Source organism: Levilactobacillus fujinensis (assembly GCF_003946335.1).
GTDB lineage: Bacteria > Bacillota > Bacilli > Lactobacillales > Lactobacillaceae > Levilactobacillus > Levilactobacillus fujinensis.
On sequence record NZ_RHNX01000001.1, the window covers coordinates 110314 to 134570 of the forward strand.

Sequence of the window (24257 nt, forward strand, 5' to 3'; positions counted from 1 at the left end):
CTTCCTTTACAACTTGATTACAGTTTCACATGTTGTTTACATCGGTTTCACCAGTTATTATGCAGTCAGCAAGAATGTAACCGCTTTTTTATTGTGAATGATTGGGAGATGACAAATTATGCGTAAAATGCACTATGGTTGGTGGATTTTTATCAGTACTTGTGTGATTTCATTAGTCGGATTTGGGATGGTTGTTGACACCATCGGTTTATTTTTCGAACCCGTTAGTGCTTCATTTCACATTAGTCGGGCTGGTGTATCCCTCATGGTCACATTTCAGAATATCGCCTGTGCGATCACGCTTCTATTCGCCGGAAAGATCATGGAAAAAATCAACATTCGTTTATTACTAACGACCTGCTTTACCGTTATTGGCTTAGGATTTATTAGCTTAGCGTTCGCCCAAAGCGTCGTTCAATTCTACATTGTCTGGACCATTATTGGCATCATGCAACCATTTGCGCTAACGCTTTCCATCCCCGTACTTCTGGGGAACTGGTTCCAAAAATACTTAGGAACCGTGATGGGAATCGCGCTGGGCCTGTCAGCGATAGGGGGTACGCTCTTCAATCCAATCGTCAGTGCGACAATTACTAACTTAGGTTGGCGTTCCGGCTGGATTCTTGAAGGTTTGATTACCTTAATTGCAATCTTACCATTCACCATCTTTGTCGTTCGCTACAAACCAACTGGCACGACGAAACCAGTTGGTTACGAAGAAAACAGTGCAGAAAACGCTGAAAATGTCTCCTGGCAGGGATTGTCATTCAAGCAAGCCTTACATACCCCCATGTTTTACCTGATTACTTTTGCCATGATTGCCCTGCAATGGGTTGCTGGCCTAGTTCAACACGTTTCGCCATACATCGTCAGCATCAACTTACCGTTGAATGTTGGCGCTACCGTCGTTTCTGGCATTATGTTGGGGGCCGCTGCCGGAAAAGTAAGTATTGGGTGGTTCTTAGACCACTTCAACAATCAAATGGTCATCATCCTCTATGCCATCTTTGGTATCACGGGCTGGTTAAGCCTGATGGTCTTTAGAGCACCCGGCATGCTAATTGGCTCTGGCTTCGTTCTAGGTCTAGGCCAAGGCATTATGCTAGTTTCCCTGCCTTACTTTATCCGAAAACAATTTGGTCCTAAAAATTACAACAATATTCTTTCGATCATTTCAATGTTTGGTAACTTTGCGACTGCGATTGCCGTCTCCGTTGACGGGAAAATTTTCGACATTACTGGCTCCTATAATTTGCCATTAATGACTAACGGTGCCCTTTACGTCTTGGGTGGTGGTGCCGTCGTCATTTCCATCATTCTTTCCTATAGAGCAGTTACTGCAAGAAACAAGCTCAAAGAAGTCTAACTTAAAATTCATTTTGGAGGTAATCAGCTATGGAACTCAAACAAATCAAGACAATTGGTAACATTGGATCAGGGACTATGGGCCACGCAACCGCTTTGCAATTCGCCATGCACGGTTATCGCGTTAACCTACTCGACACCTCGGATGACGTGCTAGCTATGGGGATGGCCGCGATCAAACACGACTTAGAAACATTCAAAGCCGCTGGCATGCTCAATGAGGCCCCCGCGACGATTCTCGACCGAATTCATCCCACGACTGATTATCAAATTGCCTTAGGTGACGCTCAGTTTGTCATTGAATCTATTGTTGAAAAGTTAGAAATCAAACAACAAGTTTGGCAACAGGCAGAAAGCGTCGTCAATGAAGGAACCATCCTTGCCACCAATACATCCGGTCTGAGCCCTACCGCTATTCAAGGGGTGCTCACTCATCCTGAGCGTTTCGTGGTCGCCCACTTCTGGAATCCAGCACAGTTGATGCCCTTAGTCGAAGTCGTTCCCGGTAAGGCTACCACGACTGCTACCGTCAATTTAACCGTTCAATTAATGAATCACGTTGGTAAGCATGCCGTGGGCTTGAAGAAGGAATCACTGGGTTTCGTCGGTAATCGCATTCAACTGGCTGTTCTACGCGAAGCTCTACACATTGTGGATGAAGGTATCGCCAGTCCAGAAGCCGTTGACGACATCGTGAAGTACAGTCTCGGCCGCCGGTGGAACTTAGTTGGTCCCATCGCCAGTGCTGACCTTGGCGGACTCGACGTCTTTAAAAATATCAGCACCTACCTCTACGCCGACCTCGGAAACGATACCGGTACTGACCCCACCCTCGCCAAGAAGGTCGCCGCCAATGACCTCGGCTATAAAACTGGCAAAGGCTTCTATGATTGGCAAGGGACGCGTGGTGCCGATATGGTCGCCCAACGGGACAAAGATTTGCTGAACCAGCTTAGAACGGATCAGCAGCAATCCGATTAACCATTCTCATTTGTTTAAAATGGATTCTACATTAAAACCGGCTTAATTCCGTCAGACCTAACCTCGGAATTAAGCCGGTTTTTATACGGCTGTCGTCTCTATAATTATGCGGTGAATGCGTCAACCAGAATTTGAACAAACTGATCAAGAATCTGTGACCGCCACTTATTCTGTCGTTGGATGTAGACGGCCGTTAACGTTTCGTTCGCAAAATTTGTCGGTATAATCTGTAATTGGCCAGCATCCACTTCCGACTGTACCACGAACTTAGGGAGGTAGGCGATGCCCAAATTACTCATCACACTTTGCTTAACAGCTTCCACGCTACCAATTTCCAAAAAATGTGGAAAAACAATATCCCGTTCAGCAATCGCTGCAGCGAACTTTTTTTGATAGATACTTTCTCTGTCGTCAGTGAGTAACGACACCCTCAGTCGTTGATGCGGCGTCTGCAAGTTCAACGCCTGAGTATCCAGTAATGGACTGGCCACTAACACCAACGGAAACTCACCTAGCCGTTGCACAACTAAATTTTTGGCGTAACCGCCCACATCATAATGAATTCCTAAATCAACCGTACCGCTTGAGACCTTTTTGGGGATGGTAAAACAGTTTGCCATCTGTAAGGAAAGCTGAACACCCGGCGTTTGATTGTGAAATCTCTTTAGAATTGGCTGCATGCGATATGTCAGCAGTGTATCCGGAATCGCGATGCGCAACTCTCCACTCAGCGCATCGGTTGGTTTACCATAATTTTTCATCGCCGTCACGGTGCCGAGGACACTATCAATTGCTGGTAAAATGCTCTTTCCAGCTTGTGTAAGTACCATTTTACGACCAACCTTTTCAAATAGTTGTATGGCAAGATCCCGTTCCAACTGCTGCATCTGAAATGTCACGGTCGACTGCGCATAATTTAATTTATCGGCGGCGGCTTGAAAACTACCGGTTTCAACAATTACACGGAACGTTTTGAATGCTTTAATATCCATGACGTTACGCCACTCCCATCTCACTCAGCCCAGAACAATCGAAAACATCGAATTATTATATTTAATGTTTCGATTAGACTGAATAATCATTTTCATTTAGTATATAGAGCGACGTCACGCTTGTCAATTTCATCTTACGAAAGAAGCTGCTAAACTATGCAAATTAAGAGTTACACGCCTAAGTACCGTAACCAAGTGATTGCCCTCATCCTCTATCTTCAGAATTTTGATAATAAAGTCAACCTATCACTTGAGGAACAACCCGACATGGCAAACATCACGACCCACTATCTAGAAAATCAAGGGGGCTTTTGGATTGCCGTCAATGACACGGACGACGTTGTCGGAACGATTGGTCTCCTTCAAGAAGATAGCCACTACGGCGTCCTCAAGAAATTCTTCGTCCACCAGGATTACCGGGGAGCTGCTCACGGCGTTTCGCATCAGCTATTTGCCACGCTGATTGCCGCAGCGACTCAAAATCATCTGCAACATATTCTTCTGGACACTCCGGCGGCTTGTCACCGAGCACACCACTTTTATCAGAAGAATGGCTTTATTGAAATTCCTAAATCTGCGGTACCCATTCACTACGATTATCCGGATCGTGAATCGTTATTTTTTATTAAAAATCTTTAGCGCATTCTCTGGCTTTCTATAGGCTGGACAACCTTAAGCCAACCAGGTCTTCTAGCTTGGCTTAGGGTTGTTTTACTGGACTTTAGTCGCTCTAAAATGCTTTTCGCTCCGAACACATGCCATGAGGGACGGGAAATCTTCGTAAGGGCTGGACAACCCCTTCCAGTTTTTAACAGACGTAACTTCCGTATTTAAGCATAGCAAGTCCATCCAAAGAAGAATTGATCTTTTTCTATATCGCTTTTGCTCAAGCAATGAACCTTAGAATTCACTCATCTCAAAATTACAATCATTTTCACACAAAGTGAATGATATCTAACACAATGTATTAAATTGTGCTTAATATTTCTGGCTACCTTTTGTAAACTAGCCACAATTACTTACAAAAGGAAGTCTTCAAAATGTCAGAAATTAAAATTCACGTCCTTCACACCGGTCTAGTTCAAGTAGATGCCGGCCTCCCATTTCACGATCGTTTTCGAAATCCACTAGCCTTTACTGGCCTCTTCCGCTCCCATGTCAATCAAATAACACTCCCAGTTTCTAGCTATCTGATTGAACATCCCAAGGGACTAGTTCTCATCGATACCGGCTGGAATGAAGCTGTTCGAACCAGTCAATGGCGCGAGCTAGGACTTCAAGTAAAAATTAATAAAGCTTATTTACCGGCGGGTTGGTCAATTCGTGAACAGCTGACAACCCTCGGCTATACACCTAGTGACATCGATTACTTAGTCCTGAGTCACTTACACAGCGATCACGCAAGCGGTCTCCCACTTGTCAAAGACGCACATCACATCTTGGTCAGCAAGCCTGAATGGCAGGCCGCACAACATGACCGCCTCCGCTACATCCCCAAAATGTGGCGTGACGTTACTCTCCAAACCTTTGCTTATCAACCCAGTGAGTTGGGGCCATTTCACCAATCATTTGATCTCTTCAACGATAATTCTATTCAGTTTGTTTACACACCAGGACATAGTCGTGGATTAGCTGCCACTTTGATTCATGGTGAGTCAGGCCACGAAGTCCTATTAGCTAGCGACACCGCCTATGCTCAAACCGCCATCGATCACCTTTATACGCCGGGAATCGTCATCAATCGTCCACAGGCCCTACAATCAGTTGCTTGGGTTCAGCAAAAATCTCGCGAGCCACAAATACTAGAAACGCTGACTAATCACGATCCCCAGGTTTCTCCCCACACCATTACTTTGGATTGAATTCGTTGGTGAGTAGCAGATTAAAGCTTTCGTTCATAAAAAAGCTGATTTGATCATCCAACCCATTTTCAAGCTCATAACAAATATAGGTCATAGCACTAGTCGCATATATTTCTTGTAGATAGGCTAATGGTACCGGTAGTGTCACTGTCCTTTGATTTAAGTACCCCAGTATAGAGGACCGTAATATTTGTTGGAAACTTTGGGTTAAATCGGCAGTACTGACGTGAATCCGCAATAACACTTGCAACTCATCTTTATATGGCAATAATGCCGTAACCAATGTTGTTAAAGATTGTTTTTCCAGAAAATCATCTTGTCGTTGCGTCATGATTTTCTGAAATCTGGTCGTATATATCATAACTTGCTTTTCTAGCCAATCAAATTTATCCAAATAATACTGATAGAAAGTAGAACGTCCAATTTGTGCTTCCTGACAAATCTCAGCTACTGATAGTCGCTCAAAAGTCTTTGTAATCAACAAACGATAACACGTTTGATCAATCAAACGTAGGGTCTTAACAACCCGGCGATCAGTTTTTTCCATTATGATTACTCCCTCACCATTTCTTGAATTTTTACCTGCCATCTCAAATTAATTCGTAGAAAACGACGTACTCCCCTATAGAACCTTGAGCCTGAGTAAATATAGTCCAGACTGCACGACGATTATCCTACCAATTAATACCATGTTAGAACAAATTCAATATGAAGCAATCAGCCGTTCAAGTCCAATCCCTTCTGATTCCCTAACTGCTTCTTGCACGTTAACGCAATACTCGGTATAGAACTTCACCTCATACTGGCTGCTTTCGGCTTTAAACCGCGATTTCAACTACTACGGTCTCCAGTTAGTACCATACCCGATGCAAAAAAAATCGGCACGGACGAACTCGTCCGGCCGAAAACACCTTAATCCTGTTCAGTGACTGTCCTTTTCCGATTACGCATAAAGATAGCGGCACAAATGCCCCCAACGACTACAATCCCCGCCGATGTCAGTGTGACGGCCCGGGTACCATTGGCGTATGCCTGCCATACGGTCTGTTGAATGGCATGGCCAAATGGCATCTTCGATAGCCGTGCACTGAAGGCAATGCTGTGACCAGAGAACGGCCCCGCACTGACCAGTGCCTTGTGAATACCAGTTGCAGCCGCTTTTGGCATACTGATTTGACCAAAGTGAGCAGTGAGGTACTTCTCGTAAACATTGTTCTGGACCAAGCCGAGGCTTACAATCCCCAACGTCACCCCAATTTGCCGGAAGACATTGATCAGACCAGAGGCCATCCCCATCTCGCGCACCGGTACACCTTCCATTCCGGTACTGTTCAGGAGGGGATTGACCATCCCATTTGTAATCCCCATCAGGATCATTCCCGGCCATAGTTCAGCGAAGGATACCTTCACCGTCATTGCATTAGCCAGCATGAGAAAGCCAATGCCACCTAAGAAAAGACTGCCACTAATCATCCATTTTTTCGAGTAACGGTTGCCTAAATACCCAGTCAGCGGTCCTAAAATCAAGGACCACATGCTAATCGTCAATTGACGGACCCCGGCTTGCAGCGCCGAATAGCCCATATAGTTTTGCATCAAGGCGGTCAGGTACGTGTTGTAGGAATAAATTCCGGCACCCAGCGCTAAGGCTACAATGACCGTCCCCACGAAATGTGGATTTTTGAACATGGCCAAGTTGACCATTGGCTGTTTCAGCCGGCCTTCAACCACGATAAAGAGCACAAAGAACAGAATAGCCGCGCCGAACCATCCCAGCATCTGAGGACTCGTCCAGCTCCAATCCAGATTATTTTCCTTTAGAATCAAACCATAGATGAGGGCAAAGAGACTGCCCGCAGATAGCACCATTCCAGCAAAATCAATCCGATGATTCCGGCTTAGATCCGGCACCTCATCAACATAGATCGACGTTAAAATGATGGCAATAATCCCAATTGGAATGTTCACGTAGAAGATCGACCGCCAGCCAAATTGGGCAACCAAATACCCACCAACCAGGGGACCAGACGCCGAGGATAACCCGATAACGGACCCCAGGATACCGAGAGCCACGCCACGCTTGCTGCCCTTGAAACTCACAGCGACCAGCGCCATAGCCAACGCATTCATCCCGGCACCACCAAGGGCTTGCACACCCCGACCGATGTCCAAGACTAACAGGTTGGGGGCCATCCCATTCACGGCCGATGCCAAGACAAAGATGGCCAGAGAAATCACAAAGATCCGCTTTAATCCAAACATGTCCCCGATCTTAGAAACAATCAGTAACGTCACTCCCAGCACCAGTGAGTAGGCGTTTAACACCCACTGCACATTATTAAATGATTCGTTAAAATCACGTACCATGGTCGGCAACGCCACGTTAACTATCGTGACGTCTAGTAAGGCCATGAAGACCCCTAAGGAAAGGGCCGCTAGTCCAATCCAATTTCGAGTTGATTTAGTCATTTTGATGATCTCCTCCATTTACGTCAGCGGACCCCAAGTCAGCCAACTGCTGATTGGCCCATTTTACTTTTGTTTCGCTACCTGCGATTTGTAGCTCAAGGGACCGAATTCCCCATTTCAAGGCATTAATCCGACTTGTCGGTGCCTTTGCTAAGTTTTCTTGCAAGTGTAGGTAGACCCGTTGATAAATTTCTAAATCCGTTAAGACGGCTGCCTTATATTCATTGAGAATCTGCAGTTGAACGGCCAAGGTCTCACTTGCCATCCCTTTAAATTTAAAATGATAGAGTGACTCGCGTTTTGCGTCAATGGCAACTGGGGTCACCAGCATCTGGTGAAGATGTTCGCGCCCCTGTGCGGTGATCTGGGCCAGGCGCTTCCCCCGTGCATCCTCTTTTGCTGGCACAAAAACAATGTCACCGGCCGTTGCCAGCTTATTCAAGATGGGATACATCACGCCATTAGAAATCTTTCGGCGCGGTACCAAGGTGGTCTCAAGAACCTGTCCCAGCTTGTAACCGGACATATTCCGCGATTCCAAGGTTCCTAATATTAATAGTTCGTACATCTTTTGCCTCCTAGTTGATAGGTCGTAACGACTCATTAAGTATAGGTCTTTTCGACTGGTTGTCAACGTTTAATTAGTGGCAGCGTTTTCAAAAAGATGCCGTCGCTGTTAGTTAGTGGTCAACCTGCTCTTGAAGGGAAAATAGCTTATCCCCCATAACGCAGGGACAGCCATTCCACAACACCTACTCGCTTTTACCGATTAACTAAAATAGCAACGGCAGAGACACCCCTTACGATTGTCTCTGCCGTTGCTATTTGTTATAGAAATTTATTTGGATATATTGGCAACTGACGTCCTCGTTACTTGGTCGTCGCCTGCACCCCACGGATAAAGACAGCCAAACCGTAATCAAAGGCCTCATCCGGATTGGCTAAATCAATCGGTGAGGGAAACTTCGCCGCGAATTCGGCGGGCATTTGCCGCTGAGTGCCCCGGGCAAAATACTGCTCGTCAGCCACGTATGACAGAACAAAGTTATTCCCCATGTTCCCAGCGACCGTCAAATGCTGCTTATCCACTCCCAAGTCCTGCATCAATTTCATGCCCAGCACAATTAATTTTGTTCGGTTAGGCGTAAACGGATAGGTATTTTCAAAAATTTTGGGTGAATCGTTCACCCGCTTCAACTCTTCACGCAAAATATGCGCCAACTGATAAAAGTCACAGTTCTGTACCTTTTCCAAACGTTGACGGATCCGACCGGAAATCAGCTCAGCGATACCTTCCATCAACTCATCTTTATTTTTAAAATGGAAATAAAGCGAGGCGGCCTTCACATCCAGCGCCTTCGCTAGTGTACGCATGGAGAGCTTCTCTAAGCCTTCCTCATTCAGCAACGTAATTGCTGCCAGTTGAATCGTCTGCCGATCAAGTTTCATATCATCGTCTCCAATCTAACGTTGTTAGTTTATGCCACCAGTATACCACGACTTTTTTCCAAGGGGACTTGACAGATAGCCTAACGGTGTTAGAATATGGTCATTAAGCTAACGGTGTTAGGTTAGCCGATGAATTTTAAATTTGGAGGGGTCACAAATGGTTGTTATTATTACGGTTTCAATTATCATGGTTGGTATTTTCTTCACGGCAGTAACGTTAAAAGGTATGGATGCCACGTTCAAACAGTCTCATACGAATAGGAAATAATTTTTTATCCTTAATCTAACAGTGTTAGGCCAAACCATTTCAGGGGGAATTACATGAATTTTTTAGAGATTACCAATATTCACAAGTCATATCACTTAGCGGACGGCACTGCGCTGGCCGTGTTGAACGGTATCAACGCCACGTTTGGTCCCGGCGAGTTCGTTTCCATTGTCGGTGAATCCGGCGGCGGCAAGTCAACGCTAATGAACATCATCGCCGGGTTGGATAGCGATTACACCGGCGACGTCAGCATTAACGGGCACTCACTCAGCCAGATGAACGAACGCGAGCTTGATCAGTATCGCCGCGAAAATATCGGTTTTATTTTTCAATCTTTCAATCTGATCAGTCACCTCACGATTCTGGAAAACGTCTTGGTCGGTCTGGAAATGACCACCCTCCCGCACGCTGATCAAGTCGCAAAAGCCCAGCAGTTGTTGGCCGAAGTTGGCCTGGCCAAGCGCGAAAACGTGTATCCCAACCAGCTTTCCGGCGGTCAAAAGCAACGGGTGGCGATTGCTCGGGCCTTGGCGACCGACCCGCAGATTATTATCGCAGACGAACCGACTGGCGCTTTAGATGAGCAGAACACTCAGGAAATTTTAAAATTGCTGGATAAAATTGCCGCTCATGGGAAGCTGGTGATCGCCGTCACCCACTCCCAGGCCGTCGCCACGCACGGTACGCGAATTGTTCATTTGGATCACGGCATTCTCGACCGCGATGAAATGCTGAAGATGCCCTACAGCGACGCAACTCAGAGTCCCACGTTAAAGAGCCGACACTTGCGTTTTCGCGCAATCATCCAAATGGCCCTGAAGCATATGCAACGCAACTTTGGCACCAATTTACTAATTACGTTGGGCGGCGCGGTTGGCATCTTCAGCGTCGTGCTCATGCTGGCACTCGGCCGGGGCATCGGCGGGTACATCAGCCATGAAATCAGCGGCAATCTGAACCCGACCACCAGCGAGGTGACGCACAAGGTCAAAGACGGCAACACAGCGGCCGTGCAAATGACTGCCAAAGACATGGCGCAACTGAAAGACCTCAGCCACGTCACCCACGTGGAGAAGGGTTTCTTCATGCCCAGCGTCCAGGTCCAGTACCACGGCCGCAACGTGACGACCTCTTACTCCCAGACTTATAATCGGACATTCTTACGGAAAAACCTGATCAAGGGGCAGAATCCGACGCGCACCGACACGATTGTCCTCAGCCGCGACATCGCTAAGAAATACAACAAACACCACTACCAGGCGTTGCTCGGTAAAAAGGTCACGGTGTACGTTAACGCGACCGACGCCCACCAACGTCCCGTCCTGTTAAAGAAAGCCGTCAACGTGGTCGGCTTCACCAAGTCCAGTAACACGGCCGTTCTGAGCTGGCAAACGGTGGCCAACATGGCGAAGGCCCAGAACGTGACGCTCAAACCCACCTTTCTCGCCGTGACTGTCCACCAACTCAAAGACGTCAAATCCTTTGAGGCTCAGGCAAAGAAGCTGAACTATAAGTTGACCGGGGTTGGTTCCTACATTAACACGATCAACCAGTACGTCGCCCTGGCCTCTTACGTGCTTGCAGGAATTGCCGCCATCTCGCTGATTGTTTCCGCTATTATGATTATTGTTGTGCTCTACATTAGCGTTGGTACCCGAACCAAGGAAATTGGGATTCTCCGGGCGTTAGGCGTCCGCAAGGCGGATATTCGAGCACTCTTCGTCTCCGAAGCCATGATTTTAGGCCTCCTGTACAGTGTGCTCGGCCTCCTCTTTGCAGAGCTACTGGGACTCGCAATCAACGCCGCCGCTAAAGGTTTCGTGCACTACAGGATCATTCAAGTCGCTCCTGGCTTCATGCTCTTCGCCATTTTAGTCGGCGTACTCATCAGTTTGGTCGCCGCTTGGGCGCCGGCCCGGAAAGCCGCTAAGTTAGATCCGATTGAAGCATTGTCATACGAATAATAGTATCGGTTGCATTAGGCTGTGGCGAAGGTCACGGCCTTTTTGCTGGCATCAGGTAAAGTGGCCCAAAAGAAAAGACGCCCCGTGAAAATGGCGTCAATGTACTGGTGTTATTGGCAATTATCAGTGCAACTCATTCTGTATTCAGCAAAGCCTAACGTGCGCCCAACCACGAATGAATCAGTTGGGAAAGGCCAATAATGACCAGCACGCCCACGACTTTCAGGACGATTGAAAAGGCCGCGCCGAAGAACAGCCAGGCGCCAATTGCGATTAGCTCACAGGTGAAAATTATATATTTCATGGTCGCTACCACCTTGATTGGGATTTTTTATTGACGTCATTATAACCCAAGTGCTGTGGGCATTGCTAGTTCAGCGGTTTGCAAGGCTAACCAATTACGTTTTGCATCTACATCGGCCATACTCATTCTAAATAGAGAAGGTGGGGGGCACTAACCCATGGCAGCGATTAATGAGCGTGTTTATTTAACAAAATGGGGCAACTCACAAGCAGTTATCATTCCCAACAGTGTGATTAACCAATTACATTTGACGGATGATCAGGAGTTCATACTCACCATTCAGGATAAGTCAATTGTCCTCACGCCAGTTCTAAAACGGCCCAGAGATATTCACGAACTCTTTGCTGGTTGGCAAGATGACGGAAACCGTGACACAGGAAACGGAGATTAACAGTTAAAAACTCGTGCGTTAGTACAATGCTAGCAACTGAGATGCCTGTCGTATCCAAACGGGGCGCTAAAAACTACTGTGCCTGAATTGGCATGGCGGTTTTTTCGTGTACCCTTTTCTGAGCCCATAAAAAGATGGCTGACTCCAATCGGAATCAGCCATCTTTAATTCATATCTGCAATCCACCCTTACGACTGCGCCGTGTCCGGATCAAACTGCATCCCGCCGCTGAATGGGGCTGCATCAATTGCCGCCATCTCTTCGTCGGTTAAGCTGAAGTCAAAGTCATCCAAGTTCGCTGCCATGTGTGCCGGGCTCACGGACTTCGTCAACGGAATAATCTGCTTTTGAATTACCCACCGTAAGATTACTTGGCCCGGTTGCTTCCCGTACTTCGTCGCAATCTGATTGACCGTCGCTTCCGTCAGGACATTACTGTCGGGTCCACCAAACGGACTCCACGCCTCAACCTGAATGTCATTGGCTTGGGCAAATTCAGCCGTAGCCGTTTGGGCAAAACCGGGGTGGTACTCGATTTGGTCCAGCATTGGCTTAATCTCAGTATCCTCAATCAACGCTTGTAAGTGATGATCCAAGAAGTTAGAAACACCAATCGCCTTGATTTTGCCAGCCTTGTAGAGATCCTCCAACGCGCGCCAAGTATCTGCGTTCAGCTCACGCCAGTCATCGTGCCATTTGGCATTGGCTGGCCAATGAATCAGGTAGACGTCCACATAGTCCAAGTCTAATCGTGCCAAGGAATCGTTGAAAGCCTTAACCGTGCCCTCATAGCCCCGGTGCGTGAACCAAGCCTTGGTGCTGACCAGCACATCCGACCGTTGCAGGCCATTTTCGACTATGGCTTCACGAATGCCTTGGCCGACACTAACTTCGTTGCCATAAGCCTCTGCCGTATCAATCAACCGGTAGCCGCTCTTGATGGCATCCTTAACAGCCTTTACCGTATCCGGGCCATCGGGAATGATGGTGCCAAAGCCAACGACTGGAATCTTGTAACCATTGTTTAACGTGTAAGTTGCTGTCATATCCATTTTAATCACCTAATCCTTTTCCGTTTTAATTGAAAACTGTTGAAACATATCTAACGACGGACACTTGTTGCCACTATTGTGTTCGATCATGTACATTCTGACTACCAGCGTTCAAGTGAAAGCGTAGGTAATCAATCGCTGCCACCTGGCTTTCACACTGATGAATCTCGGCCAGCCTTTCCTTTCGTTTGCGCGTCAATAGCCTTAACCGTTGTGCCGTTGTCCGTTGATCCCGCTCGTCAAATTGCAGGTAAGTTGCTACCTCTTCTGCCGTAAACCCCATCGTGTAAAGTGCCGCAATGGTTTGCAGGTAGACAAGATCAGTGTCGCCGTATTGCCGTTTAGCAGGTCCAGTCTCATCACGCCTTATCCAGGTATCGTAATCGTTTAAAACTTGATCAGACAACTGATAGGTTGCTTTTATCGTGTGCCGATCCAATTGCCCTCACCTCACTAATTTTGTCATCCCAAAATTTCAGGGTCCTTTCCTCTAAGACTGAACTGTCTCCATAATCATTCATGACGACTGCTTTAGCTTGCATATTGATTACCGCCATCGCATTTCCTAAGTTGATGACAATAGTGTATCGCCCTTCAGCTGATATGTTAAATGCTTATTTTGACTCATTAGTTATTCATTTCATGTATTTCTTGTAAAACAAAAGCCTGGGACAAAACCCCAGGCTCCTTTGGTATCTCCGAATTTACAGTGCTGAACCGTGGAACAAAAGGCAGCTGACTCCGCTTAAAACTGATAACCAAACAATCCAATCCCAGGATTATTCGGTTATCAGCCTTAATGCTCACCAGCTAATCGCCTTTTGTCCCATTCTTATCACTTAATTCTTCTGCATCTTCTCTTCCCGTACAAATCGAATAAAAGCTGTCGTTACTTGAGCGTGCGGCTGCTGCCCCCGCCAAGCCAACACAGAATTCAACGTCAGCTTGGGCACTAGCGGTACGTAGACTAGATGATCAAAGTGTTGATTCAGCTTTAAACAAATTACAACCCCATGGTTTCGCTGCGCGAGCATCGCAGCGTTGTAAACCAGATTGTAGCGGGCCTTGTTCCCCATTTTAGCCGCATACTCACCGGACCAATTGGCCAACTCATTTTGAACAACCTTATCCAGGATAGTAATCACCGGGGTACCCACGAGATCACCAGGATGAATCGCCTCATAGGACGCAAACTTAGAATCCTCGTGCGCGAGAATTCCCCACTCTTCTTTAGCTGTCATCCGCACGAAATCATACTTGCCGATTTCCACAGGCTCAATCAAGAGGCCCAGATCAATTGTCCCCTGTTCAATCCACCCTTTGATATCATCGTTATTACCGCTGTGGAGGGCGAATTTCACTTTCGGATGTTCCTGCTGAAACCGGTCGATGAGGTCTGCGACTTCTTCCATACTCTGCAGCTCGCTACACCCAATGGCAATCGTTCCCGCCAATTCCTCAGTCTGCTGTAATTCCTCGCGTGCACGCTCTAGCATGTTCACCAAATCCTGTGCGCGTTGCCGGAACAAAAGTCCCTCTCTCGTCAAATAGATGCTGTGATTACTGCGGCGAAACAACTCAACGCCCAGCTCTTCTTCCAAGGATTTTAATTGTCGTGACAAAGTTGGTTGCGTTAAATGAAGCAATGCCGCCGCTCGTGTCACGTTTTCCTCTCTTGCTGTCATCAAGAAATAGTTCAGTACCCGGACATCCATGACCAACACTTCTTTCCCGTATTTACGCCTTGTCAGCGCTTAAATATTTACATTAATTTTATCACAGTTTGATAGATATACGTTTTATGTATCGTGAACATGTACGATAAGCATTTTTATTCTCCCGTCGTGGCGCGTATGCTAATCCTTGTTCTTAAAGGAACGGCAGGCTACCTAGCAATTTTCTTTACGCTAGTCATAGTCGGAACAAACAACGCTGTTAGCAACTTATTTTGCTACTCCCCAACCGAAAGGAAGTTTTATCATGAAAATTGCTGTCATTGGTGCCTACGGAAAAACCGGGCGGGCACTGATTCAAGAAGCCACGAAACGTGGTCATTCTGTCCTCGCCATTGCCCATCGTCAACACGATGACGTCACTTACGACAATCTGCTCATTAAGGATTTAATGGATCTAACCGCGACTGATTTAGCCGGTGTCGAGGCTGTTGTTGACGCCGTTAGTGCTTGGACACCGGAAACATTTGCCATTCACACCACGGGTCTCTCTCACCTGGCACAGATTCTATCCGGAACTGAGACGCGCTACCTGAAGGTTGGCGGCGCCGGCACCCTCTACATCAACGCGGATCACACCAAAATGCTGAAGGACCGCGCGGACTATCCAGCCGATTGGTTACCCCTAGCCGATGCGTTGGTTGCCAGCTTAAGTCGGTTACGTTCGTACTCCAATTTGGCTTGGACCTACGTCACACCGGCTTTCAACTACGATGCCGATGGGGCAGCCACTGGCGTTTACCACGTGGACGGCGAAAATTATTTAGCAAAATCTGACGCGGATAGTTACATTAGCTATGCCGACTACGCCACGGGGATGCTGGATATTATCGAACAAAACACTTATATTCGCCAACGCATCACCTTGGTTGGTGGCGAAGCGTAGTCTAAAAAATACGGTTGATCCCTGGTTGTTAGGGCTAACCGTATTTTTTAAGCTATTGTCGGATTTTTCAAGAAGCATGACTCATTCACCATAGCCAGAATCGGCTTTGAGACAGTCTCACCTACATCAGTACACAGTGCCACTTTAATACGTCGTTACCACCGCACTCATAATTTGCCACTGACCATTTATACGTTGAACGTAGAGATCTGTATTCAGTGGCCATTCAGTCTTTGCGCTGCCGTGAATACTGGCAACCACACGACTTTGTCCAATGATGTGCCAGCCGTGGCTCGTCTCTCGCAGACTGATCTGATCTTCTACAGAAGAATAATAATGCATCGTTCCCTGTTGTAATTCCTGTAACCATTCAACCTTGGGCTGCACGTAGCCCGTCATATGCGTCAGCGTAAAATCTGGTGCTAACAACTTGCCTAACCTCACCGTGTCATCAGCCGCCATCACAGTATTATAGTCACGATAGAGTTTTCGTAATTCCTCATCCATCTTCGGAATCCTCCTTCAGTTAACAATGTCTCATTAGTTACTTCATAAGATCAAAACATCTTATCCACGGTCTTCCACAAAGACACGACCATTTTTTACATACCACGTCATTTAAATCTTAAATACTACTCCCCGGCAGGAAAGTCCGTTGACGCTGCCAAATCAGTCTGCTGTTTAAAATCAGCAACGCGCTTTTCCAGCGTGGAAATCGTATTCTCAAGCGCTTGAGAACCCAAGACCATTCGTAGAGGTGCTGGTTCTTGATCAACACTTTCAACGATTCGACTGGCCATCCGTACCGGGTCTCCGGGAGCAAGACCATTGGCTGGATCAAGCATCTTTTGGAATGCATGTGCCGGATTACCTTCATAGGCTGGCAAGAAGTTCGCAACCTGCGCACTGCCATAACGGAACTCAGTCCGCGCACCACCAGGCTCAACAATCGTGACACCAATGTTAAAACTAGCAACTTCTTGGGCGACGGCTTCCATGAAACCTTCAATCCCAAACTTAGCCGCGTGATACATTGAGTTCCCAGGAAAGGCTACTTGACCACCGTATGAAGAAATTTGAATCAAGCGTCCATGACCTTGCGCCCGCATACTTGGTAAAATCGCACGGACCATTTGGATTGAGCCCGTTAAGTCGGTCGCAATAATCTGGTTCACTTCAGCATCGCTTAATTCTTCAGCCGCACCGAACAAGCCATAACCCGCGTTGTTAACCAACACGTCAATTTGATAGTTTTGCGTTAATTCATCAACTAAATGATGAATGGCCGCAACATCCGTCACATCCAATGACTTGCTCACAAATGTGTCTGGGTATTGGTTCACTAAGTCTTGTACCTTAGCTGCATTCCGAACCGTACCAATGACCGTCTTACCTTGTGCCAAAAGTTGTTCCGTCATTGCGTGACCAAAGCCACTGCTAACACCCGTAATTAACCAAGTTTTATTTTCCATCAGTCTGATCTCCTTTTTATTTCCGATTGATTCCCAAACTGTTTCGCGTGCCCATCGTGGTATCGTGGGCTAACCGGACAACCAAGTCGGCAATACTCTTACGTGAGACATCGTGCCCACCGAATGGTTCGCCTTTTTCTGTCACTTCATAATCCGTATCAGTGCCATTATCAAACCAACCTGGCCGAATCACCGTGTAGTTTAAATCTGAAGCTTCGACGACATCGGCAGCATTCCGATACCCTTGTAACATAGGATTTTCTGCAAGGTTCCCGCCACCGACACTAGCTGGAATTTCATTATAAATACCCATTGAGGCAACGAACAATAGTCGTTTAACATCTGCCTGATCCATGGCCGTCACTAAACTCTTGGCCATCCCCGCTAAGTTACCACTCAAAGCAGCAAAAACCACGTCTTGATCAGCCAAGGCTTCCTGTAGAGCAGCACTGTCAGTCACACTACCGGTAATTGCCCGTTCACGGTCAGCACGCAACTGCCCCAAGCGGCCAGTATTCCGTGCCATTAACGTTAACTGATCATCCGTATTAGCCAGAAAATACCGCCGAGTCACGCTACCCACAGAACCCGTTGCTCCAATAATTAAAACGTTTGTCATAATGAAATTTCTCCACTTCATCTTTGAATAGCCTTAGTCTACAACCTTGAAGTAACTGCAAGGCAAGTACACTGACAAAATAAATTTCAATTTTTCAATCTCTAAGATTCAGTACCAGTCGCCGCGCGTTATTCAATCAACGTTAGCTCTAAGCTGTCCGTTTTCTTCTGCAAAATTGGTAAAAACTCAGTCGGGAAACTACCTAGTCGGCTAACTTGGTACGGCGAAATATCTTGATCACCAAAATTCAATGAAAAGGCCTGCCAATCCTGGAAAAAGTAAATACCACCAGCTGCTACCTTTCCGGTTAAATCCGCCGAGTAGTCAATGGTCGTTGGCAATTGGCCAAAATATTCATGACCCCCATTTAACTTAAAAGTCAGGGTTAAAGGCAATTTCAGTAGCACCTGCTTTTCAAAATCCGGGTTAACCACCAGTGGAAAGCTCTCTTCTTGATAACGTAATTTCATACAAATCACCGCCTATCAGTTAATATAGCTCATCTTACCGCCTTGAAGTTACTGCAAGGCAAGACCTTTTACAATTTTTTTCACCTTTCACAATACCAATCGCGAAAAGCAACGCAATCACAGCAAAAACCGACATCCATACTAAAGATTGGTTATATGAACGAGCTGACAATTTCGGCCCAGTAACCATCCTCACCATTGATCAGCGTTGCTCCCTGGACGCCCATTCGGCGTTTAACCCTCGGCTGATTGCTAAACCAACCGACTATAGGGATCCACTACCAATGCTTCAGCCATCAAAACTTCCGTATAAATATCGTGGAGTAAGCTCACATCAACCACATGCTGTCGTGCTTGTTCGGCCAGAAAAGCCCGTTCACTAGCAAAGGCCTGCATCATTGCCCAGCGCTGATCACGGCTTTGCAAAATACTGACCGCCTCATGATGATTGGTAATCCCACGCCAGCGTCGTAAGAACAACGGTAATGGATTGGTCTTATTTTGATCCTGCAGGTCATAAATGACCGTTACTTTGATTTCCGAATTGAGTTGCAATTTCTCTACACGCGCAATCCCCACAGCGGTCATTTGCTCACGAATTTGGGCCAAGAGGACGGGTTTGCTGAGCACATCACCGTCTCGAGGTAAGAGCCATTTGAACACTAACGTAGGTACCAACATGCTGGCAATAATGACCACAGTTTCTACTAAAATAACCTGTTGGAATTGTGTCGTCGGTATTAAACCCGTAATCGAGAAGGTCATGGCCAAGGTCACTGTTCCGTGAACACCGCCGAACGCAAAGAGCCAGCTATCCTTGACCTGCTTGCCGGCAACAAAAAAGTAGGCATAGATGAATCGGCTGACCAACAAGAACCCATAAATAGCCAATCCCAGCCAAAACCAATTCAGTGAAACGACCATCTGTTGGTGCTGTTCCCGCACGATTCGCTCTAAACTAATGCCCAGAATCACGAAGACACCACCATTTAGAATCTCTACTACAAAATTCATTAATTCCGTCCCAAAATACATCTGCCGCGATGCTGTAAATCGACTCCCATTGGCCTCACTGTTATGTACCAGCCCCGCGACAACCACGGCAATAATGCCGGATACAGCTAATTTTTCCGCAACCAGATAAATAATAACTGGCGTCAACAGGTAGATTAATGTCTGCGAAGAAATTACGTTTGCTTCGCTACGAACCAGGGCCTGACGGAAAAGCATTAATCCGAAAGCCAGCACCATGCCGACAATCGCACCACCAACAGCTGAGAATAATAGTCGGCCAACGTTTTGACCCAAAGATAGCTGACGGGTTTGCCACCACAATAACCCCGCTTGCAATAAAACCAGACCGGTTGCATCGTTAAATAACGACTCCATTTTCAGTTGATTGCCGAGACGCGCACTAAACTTTCGACCAGTCACGACGGATTCGAAGGCCGTGGCGTCGGTTGGCGTACTGATTGCTACCATCACTAAAGCTAGGGGAAAACTTGTTGCTAACGTCCAGTGGATACCTACTGTTGCCACAACAGCTGATCCAATCGCCAGCACAAAGGCCGTGCCCAAGATACTTGAAAAACCCCTACTAACCTTAAGTATCGGGGTAACCTGCCCCTCAAAAAATAGAAGTGGTGCTAAAATTAAAATCATAAAAATTTCATTTTCAAAGCTTAATACCAACTGGTCCAGTGCTGGTACTAGCCCCACAATAACACCTGCCAACAGCGCTAAGTATGTCTTAGAAATTTGCGGAACCCACTGCGCCACTATGTTAGCGATTGCTACGGTAACTAACAAAACAAAAGTTGAGGTAAACAGCTCCATCTTTCCAACCTCCTGATTAGCAAAAAGAGTGACCGGTCTCAAATGGTCACCCTGCTATTAATATGCCGGTTTCCTACCACCAGCCGATTCGTTTCTAGAATTAAGCATTTTTTTATAGTAATGACGTATCGTCAAAAAATTCGTAAACAAGCCCACTAAAAATAGAATAGCATTAACCCGACATCAGGCAAAACTGGCACTCTCAGAATTTCCTAGAAAGTGCCGACCTGGTTAAAATTAGTTGCGCTCACACCCGATAATACTGTCCGTCATTTCGACGCGGGAAAGGTATCAGTATCTACTTCGTATACTTGATTACTTTGGCGGGTACACCAACAGCTACTGCATTGTCGGGGATGTCTTTGGTAACGACTGCCCCGGTGCCAATAATGGCGTTCTCACCAATCGTCACTCCTGGCGCCACATTGACCCGTGCGCCTAGCCAGGCATTCTTTTTGATGTGAATTTCTTTCGTGCTAATCATCCGGATATTGTTGGGCTCATGGTTGTCCGTAAATAATCCAACCCCTGGCCCCATCATCACGCCATCATCAATCGTAATCGTTCCGACAGACATCATCGTCAGATTATGATTTGCGTAAACATTTTTGCCTAAGTTTACGCGGTTACCACAATCAATATACATTGGTGGCGTGAAGAAAGTACCATTCTGCATTTGGCCGTGTAACAAATCATTTTCTAGCGCCACAATTTTTTCACGATTACTTGGACGCGTCGCATTAATTTCATAACACAAGTCGTTGCACCGATCAATTTCACCATGAACTTCTTTTTGATACTGCGCGTCACGAATATCGATCGTCTTTCCCTGACGGAGATCTTCAAAAATAGTCATTACTGATTCTCCTTTTCTGACATAACTTCGTTGACTAACTTCAATGCGGTCAATGTCCGTGGGTACCCAATGAAAGGCAATAATACCGTGATGACATCCAGTAATTGTTGCTTACTGTTGCCCACGTTTTGATTGGCGCTGATATGGCCGCGAACTTGTGGATCTGCACCACCCATAGAAATTAGCATTGAAAAGGTCAATAGTTCTCTAGTCTGCTTATCTAACCCAGTCCGAGTGTAGAAATCACCAAAGCAATTATCAGCTAGGAAGGTTGCGAAGTGTTTTTGATTGCTCGACGCTGTCGCCAGCATCTGATCAACACTGTCACCCACAATCTGACGAGCAGTAGCTAATCCCTTCTCCGCGCGTGTTTCCGGCGTCGTCGTACTTTGTGGTTCTACTGGTAATTGCATACCTTTAGCCTGAAAAACGTCATTAGTGCCATACAAAAAATCAAAAACTTTTCCCAGTCCAGCGTAAGGAACCGCTTGATACACAATTTCTTTAATCTCAATCGGCGTTACGCCAACATTTAAGGCGGCCGTCACCATTGCTTTGTATTCATTCAGGCACTGCATGGCGATTAAGGATGCCAGCGTCACTTTCAACCGGAGCTTCGTTTCCAGGTGGCTGTGCTGTAAGACCTCATCAAACGCAAAATTATCAAAGAGATCGATAAATTCTGGATCGGTCTGTTTTAACGTTGACTTGTGATTAGGGAACATCTCATCATGATTCTGTTGCGCAATTTTATTAGGCATCAAATAGCTTCCTTTCCGATTTCTCGTTCAATAGAATCAGAATAGTCCCTTGCAGTTACTTCAAGGCAAGACTTTTTTTAAATTTGCTCCAAAAGAAAAGACGCCCCATAAGAATGGCGTCAACTCAACGATCTTATTCACTTTTCCGAAAAAGAATGCGCCCCCCGAGGCCTCTACGCCACTCTCTAGGCATCCCCAGAGGTAACCAGAAGCCGCTAGTTCCCCGCATTCTTTGAGAATCGTCGGCCATTCGGAACCAGCAACCAGTTTCAACCTGTCACCAGACTGTCACCAATTTCATGCACGGGCGATGAGCTGTTAGTCATTGGGCTAACAGCTCTTTTTACGACAAGGTAGTCAGCTCAACTCACAATTATACGGCGGTAATGTATGGCTGAATGAGTGGTTCGACCAGTGTCGCACAAAAATTTTGAATTGCCTTCTGCGGGTCGATGCTTTTATTCATCACCCAAGAGAATATCACCCCATACAATTGCATGGATAATACTTGTGCAATCATTTCCACAGGGGTCTCTTTCTCTAGTTGTCCGTGCTGAATTAATTGGGTCAACAACTCACTAACTTTTCCAAAATCATACGTCCATTTGTCATCGGGAGAATTAGGAACTGCCACAAAGCGAATCCAGCCACGGGCACGTTCTACCCCTGCCGCCGCCGTAATCTGCATAAAGTTAGCCAAGTATGCTGAAATGTTTGCGGCCGGCGTCAGTTCATCTGAAATCTCATTGATTTGTGCATTCAGTTGACTGAAATGTTCTCGTTCTAATTCACCAATGATATCTTCTTTTTTAGGAAAATAATTGTAAAAGGTTCCCTTAGCCACGCCACTGGCCGTCGTAATATCCTCCACAAAAACATTTTCATAGCCCCGCTCAACAATCAATTGGTCGGCCGCATCCAATAATTTCCGGCGAGTTGTTTTGGCATTTTCATCGCGTTTAGTCATTTCCAATCACCATTTCCTTTATCCTAACTGGACAGCATCAATCCGCTGTTACTCCCTAATCAGACTAGCATGCCGTCGTAGCAAACGCACATAAATTATCACTAAAATAATGACGACCACCAGGACTAACCCGAGAGCGGTCAGCATAATGTAATGAAGCCCGTTATACATAATCTGCCGCATGGTTGGGAGCAGTGCCTGTGGGAGTTCACCCACCACCTGTGAATTGCTCAACTTATTCAGCATGCCCATCGTCACCTGTCCATGAGACGCTTTAACCCCGGAGTTTAGCGCTTGATTTAAAATAACCCCATAAATTGAGGACATAAACGTCTGGCTTAAGATCCGTACCAGATAAGCAAACGACGTCGCAATCGGCACGTCTTTAATGCCCGCATCGTCTTGAACAGCTACTTGTAGAACGTTGAAACACAATCCGAGACCCAGACCTTCAAAAGCGCCCATGACTAGCAAAAACCAATAATTAGCATGGTTGCCCGCTAGTACCATCCCTAGAAACGCAATCAAAAACGCCCCCGTGCCAAGACTGATAATGCCATAACGACCTAATTTATGCTGGTACAGTGGCCCAATCTCAGAACCCATGAAGTTCGTAATTGACCCGGGAATCTGTGTCATCCCACCAACCAGCGCCGTTAATCCCAGAATTCCCTGTGCCCACATAGGAATATAAATATTGAACGCCACGAACGCGCCCCACAGGATGGAAAATAATGTAAAATCAATCACTAATTTAGAATTTTTAAATAGCCGACTTGGAATGATTGGATCTGCAGCGTACGCCTCAACCCGCCCCATGCCAAGCAGAACGAGTATCCCCACCGCAACTAAACCAATCGTCATCCAAATCGATGTCGTCCCTAACAATTGGATGCCAACTAGAATCAGCGACAATCCTAAAATCATCAAGGTAGCACCCTTATAATCAACAGATGCACGGTTTAAGCGTTCATCTAATTTCAAATAGACTGCCACTAACAAAATCGATAGCACAGCGATTGGTAAATTCAGGAAAAAGACCCAGTGCCAGCTGAAAGCATCGACTAACCAGCCACCAACTAGCGGCCCAATGATAGAAGCCGTGCTAAAGCTAGCGGTCGCAATACCAATCACTTGTGCACGGCGCTTCAGGTTATTAAATATCTGCGCATAAATAATAAAGGGAATCGTATTCATCCCACCGGCACCGATGCCCATTAGGCCCCGTGCCATAATAAACCAAACAATGTTGGGCGCAATTCCCTGCAAGAGGGCACCCACAGCAAAGAGTCCAGTTCCGGCCATGTATGCCAGCTTGTTTCCTTGACGCTCACCGAATTTACTCCATAGGGGCGTCGAAATTGCCATGCCTAAGAGAAAAATCGCAATGATCCAGCCCATATACTGTAGTCCATGGAGGTCACTAATAATGGCTGGCAATGCCGTGTTCACAATCGTGCCATCTAAACCAACCATCCCGTTTGATAGAATTAAGGCAAACGTGACGATCAGTTTTTTATTTCGATTCAACTTTATCATCCCTTCATAACTTCATAAATA

General features: G+C 46.4%; 25 protein-coding genes. 7 read left to right on the plus strand and 18 right to left on the minus strand.

The window, feature by feature from the left end; genetic code table 11:
• Window positions 1-118: 118 nt before the first annotated feature.
• Window positions 119-1366 (plus strand): MFS transporter, encoded by a 1248-nt coding sequence (locus EKM89_RS00475; protein ID WP_125685193.1) that lies wholly within the window; start codon window positions 119-121, stop codon window positions 1364-1366.
• Window positions 1367-1395: 29 nt separating this feature from the next.
• Complete coding sequence (locus tag EKM89_RS00480) at window positions 1396-2346, plus strand: 3-hydroxyacyl-CoA dehydrogenase family protein (RefSeq protein ID WP_125685194.1); 951 nt, start codon at window positions 1396-1398, stop codon at window positions 2344-2346.
• Window positions 2347-2450: 104 nt separating this feature from the next.
• Here the strand turns inward: EKM89_RS00480 and EKM89_RS00485 are convergent, their stop codons facing one another.
• Window positions 2451-3338, minus strand: a complete 888-nt coding sequence (locus EKM89_RS00485; protein ID WP_125685195.1) for a LysR family transcriptional regulator — start codon at window positions 3336-3338, stop codon at window positions 2451-2453.
• A 156-nt stretch (window positions 3339-3494) separates the two neighbouring features.
• Between EKM89_RS00485 and EKM89_RS00490 the strand changes: the two genes are divergently transcribed.
• Complete coding sequence (locus EKM89_RS00490; RefSeq protein WP_125685196.1) at window positions 3495-3977, plus strand: GNAT family N-acetyltransferase; 483 nt, start codon at window positions 3495-3497, stop codon at window positions 3975-3977.
• Window positions 3978-4378: 401 nt separating this feature from the next.
• Complete coding sequence (locus tag EKM89_RS00495) at window positions 4379-5200, plus strand: N-acyl homoserine lactonase family protein (RefSeq protein WP_125685197.1); 822 nt, start codon at window positions 4379-4381, stop codon at window positions 5198-5200.
• Here EKM89_RS00495 and EKM89_RS00500 read toward each other — a convergent pair.
• The 4 genes from EKM89_RS00500 to EKM89_RS00515 form a co-directional block, all read right to left on the minus strand.
• Window positions 5187-5747: a TetR/AcrR family transcriptional regulator gene (locus EKM89_RS00500; protein WP_164510459.1), complete on the minus strand. Its 561-nt coding sequence runs from the start codon at window positions 5745-5747 to the stop codon at window positions 5187-5189. The genes EKM89_RS00495 and EKM89_RS00500 overlap by 14 nt on opposite strands.
• A gap of 365 nt (window positions 5748-6112) precedes the next feature.
• Window positions 6113-7669: an MFS transporter gene (locus EKM89_RS00505; protein WP_125685199.1), complete on the minus strand. Its 1557-nt coding sequence runs from the start codon at window positions 7667-7669 to the stop codon at window positions 6113-6115.
• On the minus strand, window positions 7662-8237 hold the full coding sequence (locus EKM89_RS00510; protein WP_125685200.1) for a PadR family transcriptional regulator: 576 nt from the start codon (window positions 8235-8237) through the stop codon (window positions 7662-7664). The genes EKM89_RS00505 and EKM89_RS00510 overlap by 8 nt, the downstream gene beginning before the upstream one ends.
• A 302-nt stretch (window positions 8238-8539) precedes the next feature.
• Entirely contained in the window at window positions 8540-9118 is a 579-nt protein-coding gene (locus tag EKM89_RS00515; protein WP_125685201.1) for a TetR/AcrR family transcriptional regulator, read from the minus strand.
• Between the two features lie 321 nt (window positions 9119-9439).
• Between EKM89_RS00515 and EKM89_RS00520 the strand changes: the two genes are divergently transcribed.
• Window positions 9440-11350 (plus strand): ABC transporter ATP-binding protein/permease, encoded by a 1911-nt coding sequence (locus EKM89_RS00520; RefSeq protein ID WP_125685202.1) that lies wholly within the window; start codon window positions 9440-9442, stop codon window positions 11348-11350.
• A 154-nt stretch (window positions 11351-11504) separates the two neighbouring features.
• Here EKM89_RS00520 and EKM89_RS13965 read toward each other — a convergent pair whose 3' ends face one another.
• Entirely contained in the window at window positions 11505-11654 is a 150-nt protein-coding gene (locus EKM89_RS13965; RefSeq protein WP_164510460.1) for a hypothetical protein, read from the minus strand.
• Window positions 11655-11811: 157 nt separating this feature from the next.
• Between EKM89_RS13965 and EKM89_RS00525 the strand changes: the two genes are divergently transcribed.
• A complete protein-coding gene (locus EKM89_RS00525) occupies window positions 11812-12045 on the plus strand; it encodes an AbrB/MazE/SpoVT family DNA-binding domain-containing protein (RefSeq protein ID WP_125685203.1) in 234 nt (77 codons plus the stop codon).
• A gap of 188 nt (window positions 12046-12233) precedes the next feature.
• Here EKM89_RS00525 and EKM89_RS00530 read toward each other — a convergent pair whose 3' ends face one another.
• From EKM89_RS00530 to EKM89_RS00540, 3 genes are all read right to left on the minus strand, one after another.
• Window positions 12234-13097: an aldo/keto reductase gene (locus EKM89_RS00530; protein ID WP_225421775.1), complete on the minus strand. Its 864-nt coding sequence runs from the start codon at window positions 13095-13097 to the stop codon at window positions 12234-12236.
• A gap of 73 nt (window positions 13098-13170) precedes the next feature.
• The gene (locus EKM89_RS00535; protein ID WP_125685204.1) at window positions 13171-13536 is read right to left on the minus strand and encodes a MerR family transcriptional regulator; all 366 of its coding nucleotides are present in this window, start codon (window positions 13534-13536) and stop codon (window positions 13171-13173) included.
• Window positions 13537-13936: 400 nt separating this feature from the next.
• Window positions 13937-14812, minus strand: a complete 876-nt coding sequence (locus EKM89_RS00540; protein ID WP_125685205.1) for a LysR family transcriptional regulator — start codon at window positions 14810-14812, stop codon at window positions 13937-13939.
• 265 nt (window positions 14813-15077) lie between these two features.
• Here EKM89_RS00540 and EKM89_RS00545 point away from each other — a divergent pair, with 265 nt between their 5' ends.
• The gene (locus EKM89_RS00545) at window positions 15078-15716 is read left to right on the plus strand and encodes an NAD(P)-dependent oxidoreductase (protein ID WP_125685206.1); all 639 of its coding nucleotides are present in this window, start codon (window positions 15078-15080) and stop codon (window positions 15714-15716) included.
• Between the two features lie 144 nt (window positions 15717-15860).
• Here the strand turns inward: EKM89_RS00545 and EKM89_RS00550 are convergent, their stop codons facing one another.
• From EKM89_RS00550 to EKM89_RS00590, 9 genes are all read right to left on the minus strand, one after another.
• On the minus strand, window positions 15861-16223 hold the full coding sequence (locus EKM89_RS00550) for a nuclear transport factor 2 family protein (RefSeq protein WP_125583886.1): 363 nt from the start codon (window positions 16221-16223) through the stop codon (window positions 15861-15863).
• A 125-nt stretch (window positions 16224-16348) separates the two neighbouring features.
• Complete coding sequence (locus EKM89_RS00555) at window positions 16349-17188, minus strand: SDR family oxidoreductase (protein WP_125685207.1); 840 nt, start codon at window positions 17186-17188, stop codon at window positions 16349-16351.
• A 16-nt stretch (window positions 17189-17204) separates the two neighbouring features.
• On the minus strand, window positions 17205-17828 hold the full coding sequence (locus EKM89_RS00560; RefSeq protein ID WP_125685208.1) for an NAD(P)H-binding protein: 624 nt from the start codon (window positions 17826-17828) through the stop codon (window positions 17205-17207).
• A gap of 107 nt (window positions 17829-17935) precedes the next feature.
• Complete coding sequence (locus EKM89_RS00565; RefSeq protein WP_125583889.1) at window positions 17936-18277, minus strand: cyclophilin-like fold protein; 342 nt, start codon at window positions 18275-18277, stop codon at window positions 17936-17938.
• A 252-nt stretch (window positions 18278-18529) separates the two neighbouring features.
• Entirely contained in the window at window positions 18530-20113 is a 1584-nt protein-coding gene (locus EKM89_RS00570; protein ID WP_125685209.1) for a cation:proton antiporter, read from the minus strand.
• Window positions 20114-20411: 298 nt separating this feature from the next.
• The gene (locus EKM89_RS00575; RefSeq protein ID WP_125583891.1) at window positions 20412-20969 is read right to left on the minus strand and encodes a DapH/DapD/GlmU-related protein; all 558 of its coding nucleotides are present in this window, start codon (window positions 20967-20969) and stop codon (window positions 20412-20414) included.
• Entirely contained in the window at window positions 20969-21730 is a 762-nt protein-coding gene (locus EKM89_RS00580; protein ID WP_225421776.1) for a carboxymuconolactone decarboxylase family protein, read from the minus strand. The genes EKM89_RS00575 and EKM89_RS00580 overlap by 1 nt, the downstream gene beginning before the upstream one ends.
• 373 nt (window positions 21731-22103) lie before the next feature.
• On the minus strand, window positions 22104-22697 hold the full coding sequence (locus EKM89_RS00585) for a TetR/AcrR family transcriptional regulator (protein WP_125685211.1): 594 nt from the start codon (window positions 22695-22697) through the stop codon (window positions 22104-22106).
• A 48-nt stretch (window positions 22698-22745) separates the two neighbouring features.
• Entirely contained in the window at window positions 22746-24227 is a 1482-nt protein-coding gene (locus EKM89_RS00590; RefSeq protein WP_191988735.1) for an MFS transporter, read from the minus strand.
• Between the last annotated feature and the right edge of the window lie 30 nt (window positions 24228-24257).

What these genes read in the sequence shown, in the direction of transcription:
- EKM89_RS00530 (WP_225421775.1), bottom strand. Translation starts at nt 13,097, where the DNA reads ATGGATATGACAGCAACTTACACGTTAAACAATGGTTACAAGATTCCA.
- EKM89_RS00585 (WP_125685211.1), bottom strand. Translation starts at nt 22,697, where the DNA reads ATGACTAAACGCGATGAAAATGCCAAAACAACTCGCCGGAAATTATTG.
- EKM89_RS00565 (WP_125583889.1), bottom strand. Translation starts at nt 18,277, where the DNA reads ATGAAATTACGTTATCAAGAAGAGAGCTTTCCACTGGTGGTTAACCCG.
- EKM89_RS00575 (WP_125583891.1), bottom strand. Translation starts at nt 20,969, where the DNA reads ATGACTATTTTTGAAGATCTCCGTCAGGGAAAGACGATCGATATTCGT.
- EKM89_RS00500 (WP_164510459.1), bottom strand. Translation starts at nt 5,747, where the DNA reads ATGGAAAAAACTGATCGCCGGGTTGTTAAGACCCTACGTTTGATTGAT.
- EKM89_RS00560 (WP_125685208.1), bottom strand. Translation starts at nt 17,828, where the DNA reads ATGAAGTGGAGAAATTTCATTATGACAAACGTTTTAATTATTGGAGCA.
- EKM89_RS00555 (WP_125685207.1), bottom strand. Translation starts at nt 17,188, where the DNA reads ATGGAAAATAAAACTTGGTTAATTACGGGTGTTAGCAGTGGCTTTGGT.
- EKM89_RS00480 (WP_125685194.1), top strand. Translation starts at nt 1,396, where the DNA reads ATGGAACTCAAACAAATCAAGACAATTGGTAACATTGGATCAGGGACT.
- EKM89_RS13965 (WP_164510460.1), bottom strand. Translation starts at nt 11,654, where the DNA reads ATGAAATATATAATTTTCACCTGTGAGCTAATCGCAATTGGCGCCTGG.
- EKM89_RS00570 (WP_125685209.1), bottom strand. Translation starts at nt 20,113, where the DNA reads ATGGAGCTGTTTACCTCAACTTTTGTTTTGTTAGTTACCGTAGCAATC.
- EKM89_RS00490 (WP_125685196.1), top strand. Translation starts at nt 3,495, where the DNA reads ATGCAAATTAAGAGTTACACGCCTAAGTACCGTAACCAAGTGATTGCC.
- EKM89_RS00515 (WP_125685201.1), bottom strand. Translation starts at nt 9,118, where the DNA reads ATGAAACTTGATCGGCAGACGATTCAACTGGCAGCAATTACGTTGCTG.
- EKM89_RS00485 (WP_125685195.1), bottom strand. Translation starts at nt 3,338, where the DNA reads ATGGATATTAAAGCATTCAAAACGTTCCGTGTAATTGTTGAAACCGGT.
- EKM89_RS00550 (WP_125583886.1), bottom strand. Translation starts at nt 16,223, where the DNA reads ATGGATGAGGAATTACGAAAACTCTATCGTGACTATAATACTGTGATG.
- EKM89_RS00505 (WP_125685199.1), bottom strand. Translation starts at nt 7,669, where the DNA reads ATGACTAAATCAACTCGAAATTGGATTGGACTAGCGGCCCTTTCCTTA.
- EKM89_RS00475 (WP_125685193.1), top strand. Translation starts at nt 119, where the DNA reads ATGCGTAAAATGCACTATGGTTGGTGGATTTTTATCAGTACTTGTGTG.
- EKM89_RS00510 (WP_125685200.1), bottom strand. Translation starts at nt 8,237, where the DNA reads ATGTACGAACTATTAATATTAGGAACCTTGGAATCGCGGAATATGTCC.
- EKM89_RS00495 (WP_125685197.1), top strand. Translation starts at nt 4,379, where the DNA reads ATGTCAGAAATTAAAATTCACGTCCTTCACACCGGTCTAGTTCAAGTA.
- EKM89_RS00540 (WP_125685205.1), bottom strand. Translation starts at nt 14,812, where the DNA reads ATGGATGTCCGGGTACTGAACTATTTCTTGATGACAGCAAGAGAGGAA.
- EKM89_RS00520 (WP_125685202.1), top strand. Translation starts at nt 9,440, where the DNA reads ATGAATTTTTTAGAGATTACCAATATTCACAAGTCATATCACTTAGCG.
- EKM89_RS00525 (WP_125685203.1), top strand. Translation starts at nt 11,812, where the DNA reads ATGGCAGCGATTAATGAGCGTGTTTATTTAACAAAATGGGGCAACTCA.
- EKM89_RS00545 (WP_125685206.1), top strand. Translation starts at nt 15,078, where the DNA reads ATGAAAATTGCTGTCATTGGTGCCTACGGAAAAACCGGGCGGGCACTG.
- EKM89_RS00580 (WP_225421776.1), bottom strand. Translation starts at nt 21,730, where the DNA reads ATGCCTAATAAAATTGCGCAACAGAATCATGATGAGATGTTCCCTAAT.